Annotated in this window: 16 protein-coding genes; all 16 read left to right on the forward strand. The window is 59.8% G+C overall.

Going from position 1 to position 21,397, the window contains the following annotated elements; all coding sequences use genetic code 11:
* The first annotated feature begins 17 nt into the window (after positions 1-17).
* The 16 genes from ACA069_RS08335 (at position 18) to pseI (ending at position 21,323) form a co-directional block, all read left to right on the forward strand.
* On the forward strand, positions 18-3,578 hold the full coding sequence (locus ACA069_RS08335) for a glycosyltransferase (protein ID WP_497617047.1): 3,561 nt from the start codon (positions 18-20) through the stop codon (positions 3,576-3,578).
* Between the two features lie 173 nt (positions 3,579-3,751).
* Positions 3,752-5,722, forward strand: coding sequence for a calcium-binding protein (locus ACA069_RS08340; protein WP_497617048.1), 1,971 nt, complete (start codon positions 3,752-3,754; stop codon positions 5,720-5,722).
* Between the two features lie 248 nt (positions 5,723-5,970).
* Positions 5,971-6,744, forward strand: coding sequence for a glucose-1-phosphate cytidylyltransferase (rfbF, locus tag ACA069_RS08345; protein WP_401271033.1), 774 nt, complete (start codon positions 5,971-5,973; stop codon positions 6,742-6,744).
* Positions 6,726-7,808 (forward strand): CDP-glucose 4,6-dehydratase, encoded by a 1,083-nt coding sequence (rfbG, locus tag ACA069_RS08350; RefSeq protein ID WP_187677356.1) that lies wholly within the window; start codon positions 6,726-6,728, stop codon positions 7,806-7,808. The genes rfbF and rfbG overlap by 19 nt, the downstream gene beginning before the upstream one ends.
* A complete protein-coding gene (locus ACA069_RS08355; protein ID WP_497617050.1) occupies positions 7,805-8,365 on the forward strand; it encodes a dTDP-4-dehydrorhamnose 3,5-epimerase family protein in 561 nt (186 codons plus the stop codon). Before rfbG ends, ACA069_RS08355 begins: the two co-directional genes overlap by 4 nt.
* On the forward strand, positions 8,362-9,588 hold the full coding sequence (locus tag ACA069_RS08360) for a methyltransferase domain-containing protein (RefSeq protein WP_401271040.1): 1,227 nt from the start codon (positions 8,362-8,364) through the stop codon (positions 9,586-9,588). Before ACA069_RS08355 ends, ACA069_RS08360 begins: the two co-directional genes overlap by 4 nt.
* The gene (locus ACA069_RS08365; protein ID WP_497617051.1) at positions 9,585-10,436 is read left to right on the forward strand and encodes an NAD-dependent epimerase/dehydratase family protein; all 852 of its coding nucleotides are present in this window, start codon (positions 9,585-9,587) and stop codon (positions 10,434-10,436) included. The genes ACA069_RS08360 and ACA069_RS08365 overlap by 4 nt, the downstream gene beginning before the upstream one ends.
* On the forward strand, positions 10,433-11,503 hold the full coding sequence (locus ACA069_RS08370; RefSeq protein ID WP_497617053.1) for a class I SAM-dependent methyltransferase: 1,071 nt from the start codon (positions 10,433-10,435) through the stop codon (positions 11,501-11,503). Before ACA069_RS08365 ends, ACA069_RS08370 begins: the two co-directional genes overlap by 4 nt.
* A gap of 17 nt (positions 11,504-11,520) precedes the next feature.
* On the forward strand, positions 11,521-12,258 hold the full coding sequence (locus ACA069_RS08375) for a cephalosporin hydroxylase family protein (RefSeq protein ID WP_187677361.1): 738 nt from the start codon (positions 11,521-11,523) through the stop codon (positions 12,256-12,258).
* 52 nt (positions 12,259-12,310) lie between these two features.
* Entirely contained in the window at positions 12,311-15,244 is a 2,934-nt protein-coding gene (locus tag ACA069_RS08380; RefSeq protein WP_489878503.1) for a TIGR00180 family glycosyltransferase, read from the forward strand.
* A 31-nt stretch (positions 15,245-15,275) separates the two neighbouring features.
* On the forward strand, positions 15,276-16,277 hold the full coding sequence (gene pseB, locus ACA069_RS08385) for a UDP-N-acetylglucosamine 4,6-dehydratase (inverting) (protein WP_305442024.1): 1,002 nt from the start codon (positions 15,276-15,278) through the stop codon (positions 16,275-16,277).
* Positions 16,274-17,431 carry a UDP-4-amino-4,6-dideoxy-N-acetyl-beta-L-altrosamine transaminase gene (pseC, locus tag ACA069_RS08390; protein WP_187677364.1) on the forward strand — a complete coding sequence of 386 codons (1,158 nt, stop codon included), beginning with the start codon at positions 16,274-16,276 and terminating at the stop codon, positions 17,429-17,431. The genes pseB and pseC overlap by 4 nt, the downstream gene beginning before the upstream one ends.
* A gap of 31 nt (positions 17,432-17,462) precedes the next feature.
* Positions 17,463-18,083: a pseudaminic acid biosynthesis-associated methylase gene (locus ACA069_RS08395; protein WP_497617054.1), complete on the forward strand. Its 621-nt coding sequence runs from the start codon at positions 17,463-17,465 to the stop codon at positions 18,081-18,083.
* Positions 18,080-18,775, forward strand: a complete 696-nt coding sequence (gene pseF, locus ACA069_RS08400) for a pseudaminic acid cytidylyltransferase (protein ID WP_497617056.1) — start codon at positions 18,080-18,082, stop codon at positions 18,773-18,775. The genes ACA069_RS08395 and pseF overlap by 4 nt, the downstream gene beginning before the upstream one ends.
* Positions 18,772-20,274, forward strand: a complete 1,503-nt coding sequence (gene pseG, locus ACA069_RS08405; RefSeq protein ID WP_497617057.1) for a UDP-2,4-diacetamido-2,4,6-trideoxy-beta-L-altropyranose hydrolase — start codon at positions 18,772-18,774, stop codon at positions 20,272-20,274. The genes pseF and pseG overlap by 4 nt, the downstream gene beginning before the upstream one ends.
* Positions 20,271-21,323 (forward strand): pseudaminic acid synthase, encoded by a 1,053-nt coding sequence (gene pseI / locus ACA069_RS08410; RefSeq protein WP_401271057.1) that lies wholly within the window; start codon positions 20,271-20,273, stop codon positions 21,321-21,323. The genes pseG and pseI overlap by 4 nt, the downstream gene beginning before the upstream one ends.
* Positions 21,324-21,397: the final 74 nt, after the last annotated feature.

Raw genomic sequence — 21,397 nt, forward strand, 5'->3', positions numbered from 1 at the left:
CTCGAGAGTTTCCCGCCGTGAATCAACACCCCCTCGTCAGTATCGTCATCCCCGCCTTCAACCCGCGCTTCTTCGATCAGGCGCTGATGAGTGCGCTCGCGCAGACGTATGAGCACCTCGAAATCGTCATTTGTGACGACTCGGACGATGAGCAGATTCGCCAGATTGTCGAGTCGTTCGCCGAGCCGGCTCATCCGATCCGCTATCTGCGTAACCCACAGCGTCTGGGGTTACAGAACAACGTGCTGCGTTGCGTCGAAGAGGCTCGTGGCGAGTTCGTCAAAGTGTTGTGCGATGACGATCGACTGTTCGCGCCGAGCATTGCCCTGCAGGCGCAGGTGCTGATTGATCACGCTGATGCCAATCTGGTGTTTGCCTTGCGCATGCTCAGCGACGCCGGCAATTTCCTCTTGCCGCCGCGCGTTGACAATTGCCGGTTCAGCCCGAACGACGCCTTGTTCAAGGGCGACGACATGCTGGCGATCTTCGAATCCACGCCGTTGAATTTTGTCGGCAACTTCAGTGCCGCGTTGATGCGTCGCGCCGACGTGCTGGAGTTACTGCCTGCGCTTATTCAAGAGGGTGCAGGTTTTGTCGCCACGCTCGATTTCGCCTTGTTCGTGTGTCTGATGCGCCGCGGCAATATGGTCTCGCTCAACACCGTGCTGAGCACCGAGCGGTTGTACCCGGAGCGGCTGAGCCGTACACCGGAAATGCTCAAGCGAGCGCGAGTGGAGTGGGAATGGCTGGCGCAAATGCTTGTTGCCCGTAGTGGCGAAGCCGCGCCGGCGGCTGGCTGGGTGCGCTATATCGATTTGGCCAACATCAATGATCAGCCCCACGCCTGGCAAGAGCTGTGCGTGACGCGCATTCTCGGTAACCGCAATACCGTGGTCAGCGGCCGGGTCGGCGCCGAAAGCGAAAGCTATGACGATTTCTATCGGGAGTGGCTATCGATCCGCTGCTTCTCGCCGGTCGAGCAACAGCAGATGCCGCAACGCATCGCCAGTTGGTCGACGCGGGCGCAGATTGTGCCGATTGTCATCGACCCTGACGGCGATATAGAAGCCTTGCAGGCCACGTTGCGCGGCATCGAGGCTCAGCTTTATGCACCGGCGGCGGTTGTGCTGCTTTCGGATGCGCAGTGCGATGTCGGCGAGCGAGTGCTGCAGTTGCCGTTTCAGGCCGACTGGGCGCAGCAACTCAACGCGGTGATCCCGCAACTGGAAGGTGCCGACTGGTTTTACCTGCTGCGTGCCGGCGACACCTTGCGCGAATCAGCGCTGTTGATTCTGGCCGAGCGCATCGCCGCAACGCCGGGCCTGTTGTGTGCCTACAGCGATGAGGGGGCGCTGATCGAAGGTGAATCAATCGAACCGGTATTCAAGCCGGACTTCAATCTCGATCTGATGCGCGCCTACCCTTATGTTGGACGCGCTCTGGCTTTCGAGCGTCAGCGCTATCTGGCTGTGGGTGGCTTCGATCCGGCCCATGGCGAACTCGCTCCGCATGACTTGTTGTGGCGCCTGGTGGAAGAAGCCGGCCCGCAGACCATCGAGCACATCGCCGAGATTCAGGTGGAGTCCAGCCTGACGTATGCCCAGTGGCTGTCGCTGCCGGAAGTGATCGATCACAACGCCGCGATGGTCGGCGCGCATTTGCAGCGCATCGGTGTGGATTACAGCATTCGTCATGAAGAGATGCCGCTGATCAACCGCGTCGACTATCACCACGCAGAAAATCCGCTGGTGTCGATCATCATTCAGGCCGGCGATTCGTTGCACGCCTTGCAGCGTTGCACCGAGAGCCTGATTGAGCATACCGCCTACAGTCGCTACGAAATTCTGCTGGTTGACACCGGCAGCACTGAGTCGGCGATGATCGAATGGCTGGCTGCCATGGCTCAATTGGGCGCCTCGATGCTGCGGGTCGTGCAGTACGCCGGAGCCGACAATGTCGCCGCCCTCCGTAACTTCGCCGCCGATCAGGCGCGGGGCGAGTATTTACTGCTGCTCGACGCCGAGGCGGTGATCTATGAAAGCGACTGGCTCGACGAACTGCTTAACCAGGCCCGGCGTCCGGAGGTTGCCGTGGTCGGTGCCCGCCTGCTCAGCCCTGAAGGGGCGATTGTCAGTGCCGGTTTGATTCTGGGGCTGGCGGGGCCGGTCGGTTCGCCATTTGCCGGTGAGTCGGCAAGCTCTCGCGGCTACATGCAGCGTCTGCACGTGGTGCAGAACTGGAGCGCGGTCAGCAGTCAATGCCTGATGGTCCGCAAGCAAGTTTTCGATGCGCTCGGGCAGTTCGATGGCGAGACGTTCGCGCGGGGTTTGAGCGACGTCGATCTGTGTCTGCGGGCAGGCAGCGATGGCTACCTGGTGGTCTGGACGCCTTATGCCAGTGTCGTGATTGCGCCGTTGACCGAGAATGCGCCGCTTGCCCTCTCTGAAAAAGAGGAAGAAGCGTTCCATCGCCAGTGGATGCCGAAAATCATCAAGGATCCGGCGTACAGTCCGTCGCTCAGCCTCGGCGTGTCGAGCTTCAGTCTGGAGCCGTCGTTGCGCAATAACTGGAATCCGTTCTGTTCCCGTCACTTGCCGTTGATTCTCGGCTTGCCGGTCAACAGTTCGGCTGTCGGTCATTACCGCGTGACCGGGCCGCTGGCCGAGCTTGAAGCCTCTGGCCGGGCGCTTGGCCGCTGGGCTTACGAGTCGCCTTCGACCGTCGAAATCGAGCGTCTGGCCCCGGATTCGATCATTCTGCAATGCCGCTATAGCGACGGTGCGGTCAGCGATATTCAGCGAATCAAGAAGTACTCCAGCGCGCTGCGAATCTTCGAACTCGACGACTACGTGATCAGTGCGCCAAAGAAAAACACCCACGCGCGCAATAAACCGGTCAACACCGAACAGATGCTGCGCGAAGGTATTGCGCTGTGTGATCGTGTGGTGGTTACCACCCAGGCACTTTCCGATGCGTTGTCGAGCATGCACAGCGATATTCGCATTGTGCCGAATATGCTTTCGCCGGAGCCGTGGGCGACCCTGACCAGTCACCGTCGTACCTCGAGCAAGCCGCGCGTGGGTTGGGGTGGCGGCACCAGCCACTCGGGGGATCTTGAGATCATTGCCGAGGTCGTTCGGGAACTGGCGAACGAAGTCGAGTGGGTATTCTTCGGCATGTGCCCGGACGAGTTGCGTCCCTACATTCATGAATTTCATTCGGCCATCAGCCTGCAGAGCTACCCGTTCAAACTGGCCAGTCTGAACCTCGACCTGGCACTGGCGCCGTTGGAATTCCATATTTTCAATGACTGTAAGAGCAACCTGCGTCTGCTGGAGTACGGTGCCTGCGGCTACCCGGTGATCTGCACCGACACCGAGGCCTATCGCGGGCACCTGCCATGCACCAAGGTCTACAGCAACAGCACCGCAGAATGGCTGCAAGCGATTCGCATGCACCTCGCCGACCCGGACGCCAGCTACCGCATGGGCGACGAACTGAAGGAAGCGGTGCACCGTGATTTCATGTTACGCGGTGACAACCTCAATCATTGGTTGTGGGGCTGGTTGCCGGATTGATCTGAACTCGGCGGGCAAAAAAACGCAGGTGAACTCACGGTTGCCTGCGTTTTTTTTTGTCTTGCTCTCAGCCTTTAATGGCACTGGTCGATAAATTTCAAATGTGTGCCCACTCAAGCGAGGAGTGCCTCGCCCCAGGGACAGGGTTCAACAACAACGCAAGGAAGAAACACATGGCAGTGATAAATGGAACGGGTGAAGCAGACTACCTCATCGGTACTCCTGACAATGACGAACTCTACGGGCTGGAGTCCGGGGATTTGCTCTATGGGGGGGAAGGGGCTGATCTGCTGAATGGCGGTGAGGGCTTTGACTGGGTCGATTACCGTGGTTCTGCCGCAGCGATCAGTATCGAGTTTCAGGATGGTTCGGTGATCGCCCATGGCGGTGAAGCTGAAGGCGATACGTTGATCGAAATTGAAGGCGTCATGGGCACTCAATTCGACGATACCTTCATTGGCAATATCGCTGGACTGACTCTGGATGGTCAGGACGGCGATGACATCTACATCATTGGCAGCGATGACGTGAAAATTGTTGAGGGAGTAGGTGGTGGATACGACGAGCTCCGCACGACGCTCAACAACATGCAGATGGACGCTTCCGTTGAAAAAATGACCTTCACCGGCACCGGCGATTTCACCGGTTATGGAAATGCCGGTGACAACCTGATCATTGGTGGTGCCGGCAATGACCTGCTGTTCGGGGGAAACGGCGCGGATCACTTTGTTGGTGGTGAGGGTTTTGACACGGTCAGCTACGCCGACAGCAGTGAAGGCGTGTTCATTGATATGGCGCAAGGCTGGATGTCTACCGGTTTCGCCAACGGTGATACGTTCACCGGAATCGAAGCCATTCAGGGTTCAGGCTTTGACGATGTACTGTTTGGCAAGGAAGCCGGGCAAGCGTTCGATGGTGGCGATGGCTACGACGTTCTGAACTATTCCGATTCATCGGAGGCTGTCAGTGTTGAGCTGCGTATCGGTGGTCTGGTCAGCAATGTGGAAAAAATCGTCGGCTCCCTGCTGGACGACCATTTCACGATCGACACCGGTGGCGTAACGGTTGACGGTAGTCAGGGCAATGATGTCTACATCATCAACAGTACCGGTGTGACCATTTCCGAAATAGAGAGTGGCGGTGTGGACGAGCTGTATACCAGTCTGTCAGTGATGACCATGGATCCGTTCATCGAGCGCATGACTTATACCGGCACGGGTGACTTCACCGGCCATGGCAATGCCGGTGACAACATGCTGACAGGCGGCGCCGGCAATGACGTGTTGTCGGGTGGCGCGGGCAGTGATGCCTTTTACGGTGGTGCGGGGATCGACATTGTCAGTTATGACGACAGTGATGCCGGGGTAAACATCAATCTGGCGTGGGGTTCACAAACCGGTATTGCCTCGGGTGACACGTTCTACGATATCGAAGGCCTGCGCGGCAGTCAGTTTGATGATTGGCTGGATGGGGATTCGAATGGCAATTATCTGGAGGGTGGTGCCGGCAACGATTTCATTCGCGGTGGCGAAGGGGCCGATCACATTTATGGCGGGTTGGCATCCGGTCTCGACGGCACGGCACCGCAGGGCGATACGCTTTGGGGGGGCGAGGGTGATGACGTTATCGTCAGCGCTGCCAACGACCTGGCTACTTTTGCCAGTGGCGATGAGGGAAATGACACTATCACGGTCAATCGGGGCAGTGCTGACGGCGGCGACGGCAATGATGTTCTGACCGGCACCGGCAGCTATTACACGTTGTCCGCAGGCAACGGCGATGACCTGCTGATCCTGAACCTCGTGGGCAGCCAGGGCACGGGTGGTCAGGCGCGTGGCGGTGAGGGTGATGACACCTATGTCGTGAACTCCACGGGGTTGGTGACCATTCAGGAATATGGCAGCAGTCTTAACGACACGCTGGTGTTGAACACCATCGCCAATGCCAGCCAGTTGAGTGTCACTCGGGTGGGCAAGGACGCCTATTTGCACAGTGCCAATGATGGCAGTAGCGGCGTTCCAGCCAGTGGCGTGAAGCTGGAAAACTGGTACGCGCAGGGCAACACCATCGAGCATATCCAGACGGCCGACGGCATGATCTACGATCTGCCGGCCACCGGTGACGCTTTCGCCCTATTTGGTTGATCCTTTGACGCCTTCAACTTGAGGCGTGCGCGATGAAGGGATGAGTCCACTGTTGGATTCGTCCCTTTTTTATGCCCGTCGCACTGCCGACGCAGCGTCCATCGAGCTGGCGCGTTTCCTGCAAGTCCCCCTCAAATCGCCATAAAACGAGCGCTCGCGGTCATTGACCCGCGCCCGGATTGGCAAAGGTTTAGCCAAAAGGCCTGCAACCGCTTGGCCGAGTCAGGTGAAGAACAAGAGGGGAGACGATGAAGGCAGTTATTTTGGCGGGTGGCCTCGGCACGCGCATCAGTGAAGAGTCGCACCTCAAGCCCAAACCGATGATCGAGATCGGCGGCAAGCCAATTCTCTGGCACATCATGAAGCAGTATTCCGCCCACGGAATTCACGACTTCGTGATCTGCCTTGGCTACAAGGGCTATGCGATCAAGGACTTCTTCGCCAACTACTTCCTGCACACCTCCGACGTCACCTTCAACATGCGCGAAAACCGCATGGACGTGCACCAGAACTACAGCGAGCCATGGAGCGTCACGCTGATCGACACCGGCGAGGAAACCATGACCGGTGGCCGTCTGCTGCGTGCCGCGCGTTATCTGAAGGATGAGGAGGCGTTCTGCTTCACCTACGGCGACGGCGTCTCCGACATCAACATCGCTCAGCTTGTGGATTACCACAAAGCTCACGGCCGTCTCGCGACCGTCACGGCGGTGCAGCCGCCGGGTCGCTACGGTGCCCTTGAACGTCAAGGCGATCAGGTGCTTGGCTTCACCGAAAAACCTCGTGGCGACGGCGGCTGGATCAACGGCGGCTTCTTCGTGCTCTCCCCCAAAGTGATGCCGTACATCAGCGGTGACGAGACGACCTGGGAAGCCGAACCTTTGGCCCGTCTGGCCGAGGACGAACAATTGAAAGCCTTCGAGCACGAAGGTTTCTGGCATCCAATGGACACCCTGCGCGACAAGAACCATCTTGAAGCGCTGTGGATGAGCGGGGAGGCCCCATGGAAGCAATGGGCCTGAGTGCTGATTTCTGGCGTGGCAAGCGTGTGCTGGTCACCGGCCACACCGGTTTCAAAGGCAGCTGGCTGACCCTGTGGCTGCAAAGCCTTGGCGCGCAAGTCAGCGGATTTTCCCTCGATCCATCGACCGAACCAAGCCTGTTCGAACTGGCGCGGGTCCACGAAGGCATCAACGACCAACGCGGCGATCTGCGTGATCTCGGCGCCTTGCTGGAGATCATCGCTGACACCGAGCCTGAAATCGTCCTGCATCTGGCGGCCCAGCCCCTGGTGCGTGAAGGTTATCGTGATCCGCTCGGCACTTACTCCAGCAACGTCATGGGCACGTTGAACCTGCTTGAGGCGATCCGTCAGGTCGGTTGCGTGCGCGCCTGCGTGCTGGTGACCACCGACAAGGTCTACGCCAACAAGGAATGGCTGTGGCCATACCGCGAGGACGAAGCCCTCGGTGGTCACGATCCTTACAGCAGCAGCAAGGCTTGCTGTGAATTGCTGGCGCAGTCTTATGCGGCGTCGTTCTTCCCGGCTGAAAAGTACGCCGAACACGGTCTGGCCCTGGCCACGGCGCGTGCCGGCAACGTTTTGGGCGGCGGTGATTTCGCCCCGGAACGACTGATTCCCGACGTACTCAAGGCCTGGACGGCAGACGAGCCGGTGACCCTGCGCTACCCGCAAGCCGTGCGCCCATGGCAGCACGCGCTGGAGCCATTGGCTGGGTATCTGCAACTGGCCGCCGGCCTCTACGAACAAGGCCCGGAATACGCCGGTGCGTGGAACTTTGGCCCGAGCGAAGCGGATATGTGCAGCGTCGGCGAAGTGGTCGAATTGCTCGCCAGTGGCTGGCCACAGGCGCGTGGCCTGCGCATCGAGCCGAGCGAACTGCATGAGGCCGGTCTGCTGCGTCTGGACAGCAGCCGCGCACGTCAACTGCTTGCCTGGCAACCACGCTGGACCTTGCAGCAATGCCTGGCCCAGACCCTCGACTGGCATTTGGCGTGGCAGAACGGCGACGACATGCGCGCCGTCACTCTCGGCCAACTGAATCTGTACCGAGGCGCGCTGTGAGCGAGTTCTCCTTGCTCGCATTGCCGCTGTCCGGACTGTTCAGTGTCCAGCACAAACGCTTCGAAGATCAGCGCGGGCACTTCGCTCGACTGTTCTGCGAAGGCAGTTTGAGTGCGTTTGGCAGCGAATTTCACATCCGCCAGATCAACCATTCCTGCACCCGCGAGAAGGGCAGTGTGCGCGGTCTGCATTATCAAAACGCGAATGCGCCGGAAGCCAAACTGATCACCTGCCTGCGCGGTGAAGTGTGGGATGTGGCGGTGGATTTGCGTCCCGATTCCGAAACCTTTCTGCACTGGCACGCCGAGCACCTGAAGGCCGGTGACGGTCGCAGCCTGTTGATCCCGGTCGGGTTCGCCCACGGTTTCCAGACGCTGACCGAAGATGCTGAGTTGCTCTACCTGCACAGCGCCGATTACGCGCCGGAGCACGAGGGCGGTCTGTCGGTGAACGATCCACGGCTGGCGATTGCCTGGCCGTTGCCTGTCAATAATTTGTCAGTGCGTGATTCCAGCCATCCCGCGCTCGATCAACACTTTGCTGGAGTGCGTCTATGAACTGCCGTGGGTGCGCCGCACCGTTGAGCCTGCCGCTGATCGACCTCGGTACCTCGCCACCGTCCAATGCTTACGTGCATGCCGATCGTCTGGAACAGGCCGAGCAATGGGTGCCATTGAAGGTCGCCGTGTGCGAGCAATGCTGGCTTGTGCAGACCGAGGACTACACCCGCGCCGACAGCCTGTTCGACGCCGAATACGCCTACTTCAGTTCGTTTTCAAGCACCTGGCTGGCGCATGCCGAGCGCTATGTGGCCGAGATGGTCGAACGCTTTGACCTGAGCACTGAAAGCCGTGTGGTTGAAGTCGCCGCCAACGACGGTTATCTGTTGCAGTACGTCGCCGGTCGCGGCATCCCGTGCCTGGGCGTCGAACCGACTCGCAGCACCGCGCAGGCAGCGCGGGAAAAGGGTCTGGAGATTCGTGAGCTGTTCTTCGGTCGCGACACGGCCGCGCAGCTGAAAAACGAGGGCTGGGGCGCCGACCTGATGGCGGCCAACAACGTGCTCGCGCATGTGCCGGACATCAACGATTTTCTGGGCGGTTTCGCGGCACTCCTCAAGCCTGCCGGCGTAGCCACTTTTGAATTCCCGCAACTGCTGACGCTGATGGCTGGCGCGCAGTTCGACACGCTTTATCACGAGCACTATTCCTACCTGTCGCTGACCGCCGTGCAGACCCTGTGCGAGCGCAATGGTCTGGAAGTGTTCGACGTCAGCCAGTTGAACACTCACGGTGGCTCGCTGCGGGTGTTCGTGCAGCGCAAGGACGGCGAGCGCCGCGCGGTACAACCGGCAGTGCAGCAACAGTTGCAGGCTGAACTCGATGCGGGTGTGAAAACTGCCGCGTACTACACGACCCTCGCGCCGGCTGCCGAACGCATCAAGCATGAACTGCTGCGCTTCCTGTTGCAGGCCAAGGCCGATGGCAAGCGTGTGGTCGGCTACGGCGCAGCGGCCAAGGGCAACACCTTGCTCAATTACGCCGGGGTCAAACCCGACCTGCTGGCTTGGGTGGCCGATGCCAACCCGCACAAGCAGGGCAAGTTCATGCCGGGCAGTCGCATCCCGATTGTCGCGCCGGCGCAGATCGACATCGAGAAACCGGACTATGTGCTGGTGCTGCCATGGAACCTGCTGCACGAAGTCAGTCAGCAACTGGCGCAGGTGCGTCAATGGGACGGCCGCTTCGTGATCGCCGTGCCTGAGTTGAGCGTGCTGTGAAAGTGCTGGTGACGGGAGCCACGGGCTTCGTCGGCCGGCATCTGGTCGCGGCATTGCTGGCGCGCGGCTGCGCAGTGCGAGCCGTGGCGCGCAATGCAGAAACCGCGCAGGGCATGCCGTGGATCAACGACGTCGAATTCGTCGCGGCGGATATTCACGCTGCCGATCTCGACGTCGTTGTATTGACCGAGGATGTCGATGCGCTGGCGCATCTGGCCTGGCCGGGGTTGCCGAACTATCGCGCGTTGTTTCATTTCGAGCACAACCTGATGGCCGATTATCGCTTTATCAAAAGCGCGGTCGAGGCGGGTGTGAAGCAGGTTCTGGTGACCGGTACCTGCTTTGAATATGGGATGCAGAGCGGGCCGCTAAGCGAAAGTACCGAGCCGCGCCCGAGCAATCCCTACGGGTTGGCCAAGCATACGTTGCACCTGTTTTTGCAGAATCTGCAGCAGGAACATCCGTTCACCTTGCAATGGGCGCGGCTGTTTTACCTGCATGGAGAAGGGCAGAACCCTAACAGTCTGTTGGCGGCGCTGGACCGGGCGATCGATGCGGGTGAACCATCGTTCAACATGTCTGCCGGCGAACAACTGCGCGACTTTCTGCCGATCAAGACCGCTGCCGATAACCTTGCCGCGATCCTGCATCAACGCGATTTCAATGGCGTGATCAATTGCGCCAGCGGTCAGCCAGTGTCGGTACGCGCGCTGGTCGAACAACGCCTGCGTGAGCGCGGCAAGTCCATCGAGCTGAACCTCGGCCACTACCCATACCCAACCCACGAACCGCTGGCGTTCTGGGCGGTGACCGAGCGTTTGCAACAGTTATTGGGAGAGCCGCAATGAGGCACGAGTTGTACCGCGTCACCAATTTGCCGGTGCTGCAGAACCGCACCTTCGCCGATCCCGAGTCGGCGCAGGCCTCGGCCAGTGCCGACATGCTGCTGGTGCAGGATGAGCGCAGCGGCTTGATCTTCAACGCCGCGTTCGACGCCGACAAACTCAGCTACGACGCCGACTATCAAAACGAGCAGGCGCATTCCGGCCAGTTCCAGAAGCACCTGAGCGACGTTGAAGGGATCATCGCCAAACACTTCAAGGGTCAGGAACTGATCGAAGTTGGCTGTGGCAAAGGCTACTTCCTTGAGTTGCTCAAGGGCCTCGGCTACTCGATCACCGGCATCGATCCGGCTTACGAAGGCGAAAATGCCGACGTGATCAAGGCACCGTTCACTCGCGGTCTTGGCCTGGCGGCGGACGCTATCGTGCTGCGTCATGTGCTTGAACACATCGAGGACCCGCTGAGCTTCCTGTCGGTGATCGCCGAAGCCAATCAGGGCGGGCAGATCTACATCGAAGTGCCGTGCTTCGACTGGATCCTCGAGCACAAAGCCTGGTTCGACCTGTTCTACGAACACGTCAATTATTTCCGCCTCGATGACCTGCGCCGGATGTTCGGCACCGTGCACGAGGCCGGTCACCTGTTCGGTGGCCAATACCTGTACATCGTCGCCGACCTTTCAACGCTGCGCCTGACCCCGGAACAACCGGTGCCACGCCTGACGCTGCCTGACGGTTTCACCGCCAGCCTCGAGCGCACGGTGCAGATCATTCAGGCCGCCCCCGAGCAGGGTTCGGCGATCTGGGGCGCCTCCTCCAAAGGCGTGATCTATTCGCTGGCCCTGCAACGTGCGGGAGTGGCGGTGGATCGTGTGGTGGATATCAACCCGGCCAAGCAGGGTCGTTATCTGCCGTTGAGCGGCGCTCGCGTGTCCTCGCCGCAAGAGGCCATGGACGCCTTGCCCGAAGGCGCCAACCTGTTTGTGATGAACTCCAATTACCTCGAAGAAATCAAGCGGATGACCGGTGGACGCTACGTCTATCACGCCGTCGATAGCGCTTCGTTCCAGTGACCATTGAGATTTTGACCATGACCGACAACAGCATTAACCAAGCCTTTGAAGCCGAATGCCGCGAGCAGATCGCCCAGCAAGGTGACGACCAGAAACTCACTGGCCTGGCCCGTGATTTCTTCAACGAATCGGCCAAACACAAGTACAGCTACCACTTCTCGTGGATGGGTCGCCCGATCATTCAGTTGCCGCAAGACATGATGGCGATGCAGGAGATCATCTGGCAGGTCAAACCGGATCTGGTTATCGAGTGCGGCATCGCCCACGGCGGTTCGATCATCTACTACGCCTCCCTGCTGGAGCTGCAAGGCCACGGCGAAGTGCTGGGCATCGACCTCGATATTCGCCCGCACAACCGTGAAGCGATCGAAAGCCATCCGATGGCCAAGCGCATCAAGATGATCGAAGGTTCGAGCATCGACGCGGCCATCGCCGCTCAGGTGCAAGCCGCAGCCGCCGGCAAGAAAGTCATTCTGGTGCTCGACTCCAACCACACCCACGATCACGTGCTCGAAGAGCTGCGTCTGTACGCTCCGCTGGTGTCGGTCGACAGCTACTGCGTGGTCATGGACACCGTGGTTGAAGACATGCCGGCCGATTTCTTCCCGGACCGTCCATGGGGCCCGGGCGATAACCCGAAAACCGCGGTATGGAAATACCTGGAAGAGAACAAGGATTTCGAGATTGACCAGCAGCTGCAAAACAAACTGCTGATCACCGTGGCGCCGGACGGTTATCTGCGTCGCGTTCGTTAATCAAAAACAGTTTCAGGCATCAGGCGTCTGGCCGGTTGTGGGGATAGGAAAAATGCAGGTTCAAAGCAGCACTCAAACCAACACGACACCGCTGAACGAGCTGTTCACGGTGGTGGTGATCACCCACAACCGCAATGCGTTTCTGCGTCGTACATTGCAGTACTACAGCAGCTACGCGGCCAAGGTGCTGGTGCTGGATTCGACGGTGCAGGGCGATGATCGCATCGCTGTCGATTTTCCGTCGGTGGACTATCGTCATTTGCCGCAGTACTCCTACAAAGGCCTGCAGGAAAAGCTCAGTTGGGGCGTGCAGCAGGTGACTACGCCGTACATGGTGTTTGCGGCCGACGATGATTTCCTGATCCATGACGCACTGACGGCCTCCGTGGATTTCCTCCAGGCCAATCCTGACTACGGCCTGTGCCACGGCTACGGGTTCATGTACCTGACCCGTGCCAGCGAAGTGACCTATTACCGTCGCGACAAGCTTATTCAGGAAGACTATGACTCGGCACAGCCGGAAACCCGTGTCATGGAATTCATGGGGCAGTTCCTGCCGCCGTTCTATGCGGTGACCCGAACCGATCTGCTAAAGCAGTGGTATAGCTTGCTGCCGGCGGGCACCAGTTTCGAATGGCAGGAAATCGGTCACACGTTTTATCTGTTGGCGTGCGCCAAGGCGCGGGTTCTGCCGATTGCTTTTGCGGTGCGCGAAGCCAACTACGGCAGCTCTGATCACAACACCAACGTGTTGACGGTCCTGACTTGGCAAGACGCGAAAACCGTAGCCGAGCGCGAGCGCTTTGCCGAGTTTTTGGCGTCGATCCCTACTGCTTTCAGTGGTCAGGATCCGGCCGCGATCAAGCAGATTGCCCTGAACAGTTTTGCCGAAATGGCTGACTGCCTGCTCAAGGGGCGTTCGCTGTCCGGTGCAGCGATTTTCCGCTCGGCGTGGATTGAGCCGGGTCAGGAGCCGGTGCGCTCATTCGCGCCCGAGCAATTTGTCGAGATGCCGTTCTACAACAAGCCGGTTTTCGACTTGTTGACCGAGTACGAATTCCTGCTGCACGCCATGCCTGCCGGGCGCCTGCAATTGCAGGAGCTGGAAGGTGTGTTGCTGCGTCAGCACGAATTGATGCGTGTTCATCCCAATGACGATGAACGGACGATTCGCGCGCGTCTATGGGAAGCGCTGACCCTGAACATGTTCAATCGCGAGGTAGTCGAACGCCTGGCCGAGTCCATGCTTGCCAGTGAAGAGCCTGAAGAAGGGGTGAAGCTACAGGCCTGGCTGGAGCGTTTGAATTCGGTACCGGGGCAACAGGAGCGCAAGCTTTTCGAAAACATGCCGACCGGGCGGCTGCTGCAATGGCTCGAAGCGCGTGATCCCGAGCCTGCGCAACTGCCAGCAATCACCCGGCACCTGACCAGCCATGCCGGCGGTCCGCAAATGGGCATTCTCCTGCTGGATCTGGATGCCGACATGGTCAAGCTGCAGACGACCTTCGACAGCCTGGTTGGCGGCCATTGCAAGGCGTTCAAACTGGTTGTACTCACCACCGGGGAGTTGCCGGCGACCACGACCGTGCGCGATACCGTGCATTTCGTCAAAGTGACCACGACCAACTACGTCGAGCGGATCAATCAACTGCTGCCTCAGATCGGTAGCGACTGGATCATGCTCGCCGAGGCGGGGGTCCAGTTCACTGCCAGCGGTCTGCTGCGTGCAAGCCTTGAACTACTGGGGGCCGAAGGAGTGCGCGCCGTGGCGATGGATGAAATCCAGCGTCAGCCGGGCGGTGCGCTGGCGGATGTGTTCCGTCCGGGGGTCAACTTCGACCTGCTGCAAACCGTGCCGTCGATGATGGCGCGACACTGGTTGTTCCAGCGCGATGTGTTGGTTCAGGCCAAAGGCTTCGCCGCCGAGTACAGCGATGCGCTGGAATTCGACCTTTTGCTGCGCTTGATCGAAGACGGCGGGCTGGCTGGCCTTGCTCATCTGGCGGAGCCGTTGCTGATCTGCGACGCACCGCCTGCTGAAGAAAACGCTCATGAGCGTCAGACCCTGACACGTCATCTCGCCAAGCGCGGATACCGCGGCCAAGTGGGTTCGACGTTGCCGCAAACCTGGCAAATCGACTATCAGCACAGCGAACGGCCGCTGGTGTCGATCATTCTGCGTAGTGAGGACAACCTCGAAGCGTTGCAGTCGGCGCTGGTCAGCCTGCTGCAACGAACCCGCTATCAGCGCCACGAAATCCTCATTGTCGACAACCATAGCCAGTCTGCGGAACTGGCTGAATGGCTGGGCAATCTGGAGGGCAAGGGTGAGCGAGTTCGGGTGCTGCGCAGCAGCGAGCGGTTGAGCGAATCGGCGTTGTACAACCTCGCTGGCGCTGAAGCCAAAGGTGAATACCTGGTGCTGTTTTCCGCGCACGCCGAAGTGGTCAATGCCAACTGGCTTGATGCACTGCTCAATCAGGCGCAACGGCCCGAAGTCGGGATCGTCGGAGCGAAACTGCAGGATGCACGTGGCGTCACCACTCAGGGTGGCTTGATTCTGGGACTCAACGATCTGCTTGGCGCGGCGTACGTCGGTGAGAAAAAAGACGCTCCGGGCTACCTGTTCGGCCATCTGGTCGAACAGAACTATTCGGCGGTGTCCGGCGCCTGTCTGATGATTCGCAAAGCACTGTTCGAAGCACTCGGTGGTCTGGATGAAGAACATTTCGACACGGCGTTCGCCGACATTGATCTGTGTCTGAAAGCAGCCGATGCCGGTTACCTGACGGTCTGGTGCCCACAAGCGCAAATCCAGCATCCGGGCGTGCTCCCCGAAGCGCCGCAACTGGCTGCCGCGCTACGTGACAAGTGGCAGGCTCGCTTCGCTCAAGACACGGCTTACAACCAGAACCTTTCCCTGACCGGCAAGGGCTTTACTCTCGGCGCTGCGTCCAGTGTGAACTGGGCGCAGTTGCTCGCCTGACGCCTCGTGCACAGGAAACAGGACTCTAGACATGTTCAACGGTAAATCGATTTTCATCTCCGGCGGCACTGGCTCGTTCGGGCGTAATTTCATTCGTCGCCTGTTGGAGCAATACCAACCCAAGCGCGTGGTGGTGTTCTCCCGCGATGAGCTCAAGCAGTACGAAATGCAGCAGACGTTCAACGCGCCGTGCATGCGTTACTTCCTCGGCGATGTGCGCGACGCCGATCGTTTGCGTCAAGCCATGCGCGGTATCGATTACGTGGTTCACGCCGCCGCGCTCAAACAAGTGCCGGCAGCGGAATACAACCCGACCGAGTGCATTCGTACCAACGTCAACGGCGCTGAAAACATTATCGCCGCCGCCATCGATAACGGCGTGAAGAAAGTTGTCGCGCTGTCCACCGACAAGGCTGCCAGCCCGATCAACCTGTACGGCGCGACCAAGTTGCTGTCGGACAAACTGTTTGTCGCCGCCAATAACATTGCCGGCGAGCAGCAGACCCGGTTTGCCGTGGTGCGTTATGGCAACGTGGCCGGTTCGCGCGGTTCGGTAGTGCCGTTCTTCAGCAAGCTGATCGCTGACGGGGCCACCGAACTGCCGATCACCGACGAGCGCATGACGCGTTTCTGGATCACCCTCGATCACGGTGTGCAGTTCGTGCTCGACAGCTTTGCACGCATGCACGGCGGTGAAGTGTTTGTGCCGAAGATCCCGTCGATCCGCGTTGTCGATCTGGCCCGGGGCATGGCCGAGCATCTGCCGCATAAAAACGTCGGCATCCGTCCGGGGGAAAAACTCCATGAGCTGATGGTGCCGCTGGACGATGCGCGGATGACCCTTGAATTCGAGGATCACTACACCATCCAGCCATCGATTCGCTTCACCAGCGTCGATGTCGATTTTGCCGTGGACAAGCTCGGCGAGCGCGGCCAGCCGGTGAGTGAGGACTTCGAATACCGCTCCGACACCAACCCGCAGTTCCTCTCGGTGGGACAGATCGCTGACCTGCACGCGAAGCTCTCGGCATGATTCCCTACGGCCGCCAGAGCCTCGATCAGGCTGACATCGATGCGGTGGTCGAGGTATTGCAGTCGGATTGGCTGACCCAGGGTCCGACCATCGAGCGTTTCGAGCAGGCGATGGCCGAACGTTGTCAGGCGAATTATGCGGTGGCGGTGTGCAACGCCACCGCAGCGCTGCACATTGCCTGTCTGGCGGCCGGACTTGGCCCGGGCGACCGCCTGTGGACGACGCCGAACACCTTTCTGGCGTCGGCCAACTGCGGGCGTTATTGCGGCGCCGACGTTGATTTTGTCGATATCGATCCGCTGACCTGGAACCTCGATGCTTTCGCGCTGGCAGCGAAGCTGGATCAGGCCGAGCAGGACGGCACACTGCCAAAAGTACTGGTGGCGGTGGCGTTTTCCGGTCAGAGCTGCGACATGCGCAAGATCGGCGAGTTGGCCGAGCGCTACAACTTCACCGTCATCGAAGACGCCTCCCATGCAGTGGGCGCCAGCTATGCCGGGCGGCCGGTCGGGTGCGGCGAATTCGCCGCGATGACCGTGTTCAGCTTCCACCCGGTGAAGATCATCACCAGTGCCGAGGGCGGCATGGTCTTGACCAATCGCCCGGAACTGGCCGAGCGCTTGCAACGCCTGCGCAGCCACGGCATGACCCGCGATCCGCAGCAGATGACTGAAGCCAGCCACGGCCCGTGGTATTACCAGCAAGTGGAACTAGGCTTCAATTATCGGATCACCGACTTGCAAGCCGCGCTCGGTTTGTCGCAACTGAACAAACTGGACGGTTTCATCGCCCGTCGACGCGAGCTGGCGGCACGTTACGCGAATTTGCTGACATATTTGCCCGTGACCTTGCCGAGCGCCCAACCGCTCGCTGAATCCGCCTGGCATCTGTACGTGATCCGCTTGCAGACCGATCGGATCAATCTCAGCCACCGCCAGGTCTTCGAAGGCTTGCGCGCGGCCGGAGTCGGGGTGAATCTGCACTATATTCCACTGCATTTGCAGCCGTACTATCGCGACCTGGGTTTCGCCGAGGGAAACTTCCCCGAAGCCGAGCGCTATTACGCCGAAGCGATCAGCCTGCCGCTGTTTCCTTTGCTGAGCGATCAGCAGCAGGACTATGTGGTCGAGCAATTGCGACGGTTGACTGAGTGAACACCGCTGTGGCGGTGGATGGGAAATGGCAATGCGCAATCTGAGTGAACAGGAACAATTCTGGCAGGGTGACTTCGGCAACGAGTACGTTGCGCGCAACGTCGGGCAATCGCTGGTGGCGGCCAATCTGGCGTTGTTTGCCAAGGCGCTGGCAAGAACGGGGCGGATCGACAGCCTGTTGGAACTCGGTACCAATGTCGGGAACAACTTGCAGGCGCTGCATCAACTGTTGCCGCAATGCGAGTTGTCCGGCGTCGAGATCAACGCCAATGCCTGTGCACAGGCCAAAGCACTGGACATCGCAAAGATCTGGCACGGTTCGCTGTTCGACTATCCCTACGAACGCTCCTACGATCTGACGCTGAGCAAAGGCGTGTTGATTCATCTTGCCCCGGAACTGTTGCCGAAGGCCTACGCGCAGCTGTACGAGCTCAGCCAGCGCTATATCCTGATCGCGGAGTACTACAATCCGGCGCCGGTGGAAGTGTCCTATCGCGGCAACAGCGGCAAACTGTTCAAACGCGATTTCGCCGGTGAAATGCTTGATCGCTACGCTGATCTGCACCTGCTGGATTACGGCTTCGTGTATCACCGTGACCGGCAATTTCCTGCTGACGACGTCACCTGGTTCCTTCTGGAAAAACGCCCTTGAGCAACGTTGCAATCATCCCGGCCCGCGGGGGCAGCAAACGCATTCCGCGCAAGAATCTTGCGCCGTTCGATGGCGTGCCGATGATTGTCCGTTCGATTCGCACGGTGCTGGACTCGGGATTGTTCGACGAGGTTGTGGTCAGTACTGACGACGAAGAAATCGCCGAGCTCGCGCGGGCTCATGGCGCCACGGTGCCATTTTTGCGTCCTGCGCATCTGGCCGATGATTTCACCGGCACGGCAGCAGTGATCGTGCATGCCTTGCAGCAACTGCCAGCGTTTGATTACGCCTGTTGCGTCTATGCCACGGCGCCGTTGTTGCAGGCGCGGTTTCTGCGTGAAGGCTTCGAATTGCTGGAGCAGCAGTGCGACAAGTCCTTCGCGTTTTCTGTTTGCAGCTTTGGTTTTCCCGTGCAGCGTGCGTTAACGCTGGACGGGCAGGGGGCATTGACGGCGTTGTATCCAGAGTTTCGCAACACCCGCTCGCAGGATCTGCCTGAAGCATTCCAGGATGCCGGTCAGTTCTACTGGGGCCGATGCCAGGCATGGCTGCGCGGTGAGGTGTTGTATTCGCCAGCCAGTCTGCCGGTAATCCTGCCTCGGCATCTGGTGCAGGACATCGACACCGTCGAAGACTGGATACGCGCCGAATACCTGTACGCCGCGCTCAAGGCTGGCGGGGAAGTGCAATGAGAGTGCTGATCCGTGCGGACGCGTCGCCGACCATCGGCAGTGGTCACATTGCCCGTTGCCTGACGCTGGCCCGGGTGTTGCGCAAGCAGGGCGGTCACGTCGCATTTGCCTGTCGGCGCTTGCCGGGGCACCGGCTTGATGCGTTGCAGGCAGAGGGTTTCGAGACGTTCGCATTACCCGAACGCTATGCCGAAGAAGATCCACAGCAGGCCATCGAATCGATGCTGCCGTGGCAAGCGGACATTGATGCACTGGATGTATTGCTCGACGGCCATGAAGGGTTCGACTGGATCATTGCCGACCACTATGGCCTCGATCATCACTGGCAAACGGCGGCCCGGCGTTGGGCGTCACGGATTGCAGCAGTGGATGATCTGGCCACTCGGTGCTACAGCGTTGACCTGCTGCTCAATCAGAACCTCTCCGGCCTGAGCGAGAATTACGCGCCGCTGTTGCCTGACGGTTGTCGCACATTGCTTGGTCCGCGTTTTGCCATGCTGCGCGAGGAGTTCATTTGCCCAGCCATCGAGATCAAGTCCAAGGCTCGGCGGGTATTGGTGAATTTCGGCGGTTTCGACGCGGCGATGCAGACTCATCACGCGATGCTGGCGCTGGCGGATTTTCCCGAGCTCGAAGTGGATTTCGTCGCCGGCGCCGACAACCCGGCATGGGCACAGATGCAGGCCCTGGCCGAGACACGGCCGAATTGGCGATTGCACAGTTTTGTCAGCGATTTCCATCAACGCATGACCGAGGCCGATTTGTTTATCGGCGCCGGCGGTGGCACCAGTTGGGAGCGCGCGGCACTGGGGCTGCCAACGATCTGCATAGCCGTGTCGAATAATCAGCAGGCCAACGGCGAAGTCATGGCGGCGGCTGGCGCGCATGTGTTCATGGGCGCCCGCGAGCAGGTCAGTGTCGAGCAATTGCGCCAAGCCATCGGCTTGGTCGTCGACAATGTTTATCTGCGCCAAAGCCTGGCGGAACGTTCGCGGCAATTGGTCGACGGGCGCGGCGCGCTGCGGGTTGCGGCGGCATTGGCGGGCGCGGTGCTCAAGGTGCGCCCGGCCACGCTGGACGACGCGCAGTTGTTGTTTGACGGACGCAATGCCGAGGCGGTACGCCGCTGGTCACTGGATGCTGGCGTTATCGACTGGAAGCAACATCTGGACTGGCTGACTGCGAGCTTGCGTAACCCTCAGCGGCTGCTGTTGGTCGCTGAAGGCGATGACGGCCCGGTCGGCGTTCTGCGCTATGACTTGCGTGGTTTTGACGCGGAGGTCTCGCTGTATTTGCTGCAAGGGCGTTTTGGTCTCGGCTGGGGCGGTGCACTGTTGGCGCGGGGCGAAGCGTTCGCCTCTGCACATTGGCCGCAGATGAGCGCGATCACCGCTCAAGTGTTGCCGGCCAACCAGGCCTCACTGAATGTTTTTCGCGACGCCGGGTTCACTCAAAGTGCCTGCGCGTTCACCCGTGTTTTGAAGGATCACCGCAAATGAGCAGTTTCAAGATTGGCAATCGCCTGATCGGTGCCGACGCGCCGCCGTTCATCATTGCCGAGATGAGCGGCAACCATAACCAGTCGCTGGACGTTGCTCTGCAAATCGTCGAGGCGGCGGCCAAGGCCGGGGCGCATGCGCTGAAACTGCAAACCTATACGGCCCAGACCATGACACTGGACCTGGCAGAGGGTGAGTTCTTTATCAAGGATCCGGGCAGCCTGTGGGCGGGCACTTCGCTCTACGATTTGTATGAAAAGGCCCATACGCCGTGGGAGTGGCATGCGCCGATCTTTGCCCGCGCGAAAGAACTGGGGATGCTCGCGTTCTCGACGCCGTTCGATGACAGCGCGGTGGATTTTCTCGAAAGCCTCGATGTGCCGGCCTACAAGATTGCCAGTTTCGAAAATACTGATCTGCCGTTGATTCGTCGTGTCGCCGCTACTGGCAAGCCGCTGATTATTTCTACCGGCATGGCCAGCATCGCAGAGCTCGATGAAACCGTGCGCGCTGCCCGTGAGGCCGGCTGCAAGGATCTGGTGTTGCTCAAGTGCACCAGCACTTATCCGGCGACACCGCTTAACAGCAACGTGCGCACGATCCCGCATCTGCGTGAGCTGTTTGGATGCGAGGTCGGGCTGTCTGACCACTCGATGGGCGTCGGCGTGTCGGTCGCTGCTGTGGCGCTCGGTGCAACGGTGGTGGAAAAACACTTCACCCTCGACCGTTCGGCAGGTGGGGTGGATGCCAGTTTTTCGCTGGAACCTGCGGAAATGGCCAGTCTGGTGCTCGAGACCGAGCGTGCCTGGCAGGCCATGGGCCAAGTGCAATACGGCCCCACCGAGGCCGAGCGCAAGTCGCTGGTCTACCGCCGTTCGCTGTACGTCACCGCCGACATGGCGGCGGGCGAGGCCTTCACCGCTGCCAATCTGCGTGCCATCCGCCCCGGTCTCGGTCTGCCGCCCAAGCACACCGATGCGGTTCTCGGGCGCCACGCTCGCGCCGCGATCAAGCGCGGTACGCCGCTGGATTGGTCGTTGGTCGAATAACCCGATCTACAGCCGATTCGGCAAAATAGCGTGACCTGCGAGTCATAACGCGCATCTTCACTGTATTGTATTGA

The organism is Pseudomonas sp. LBUM1652 (genome assembly GCF_059716105.1).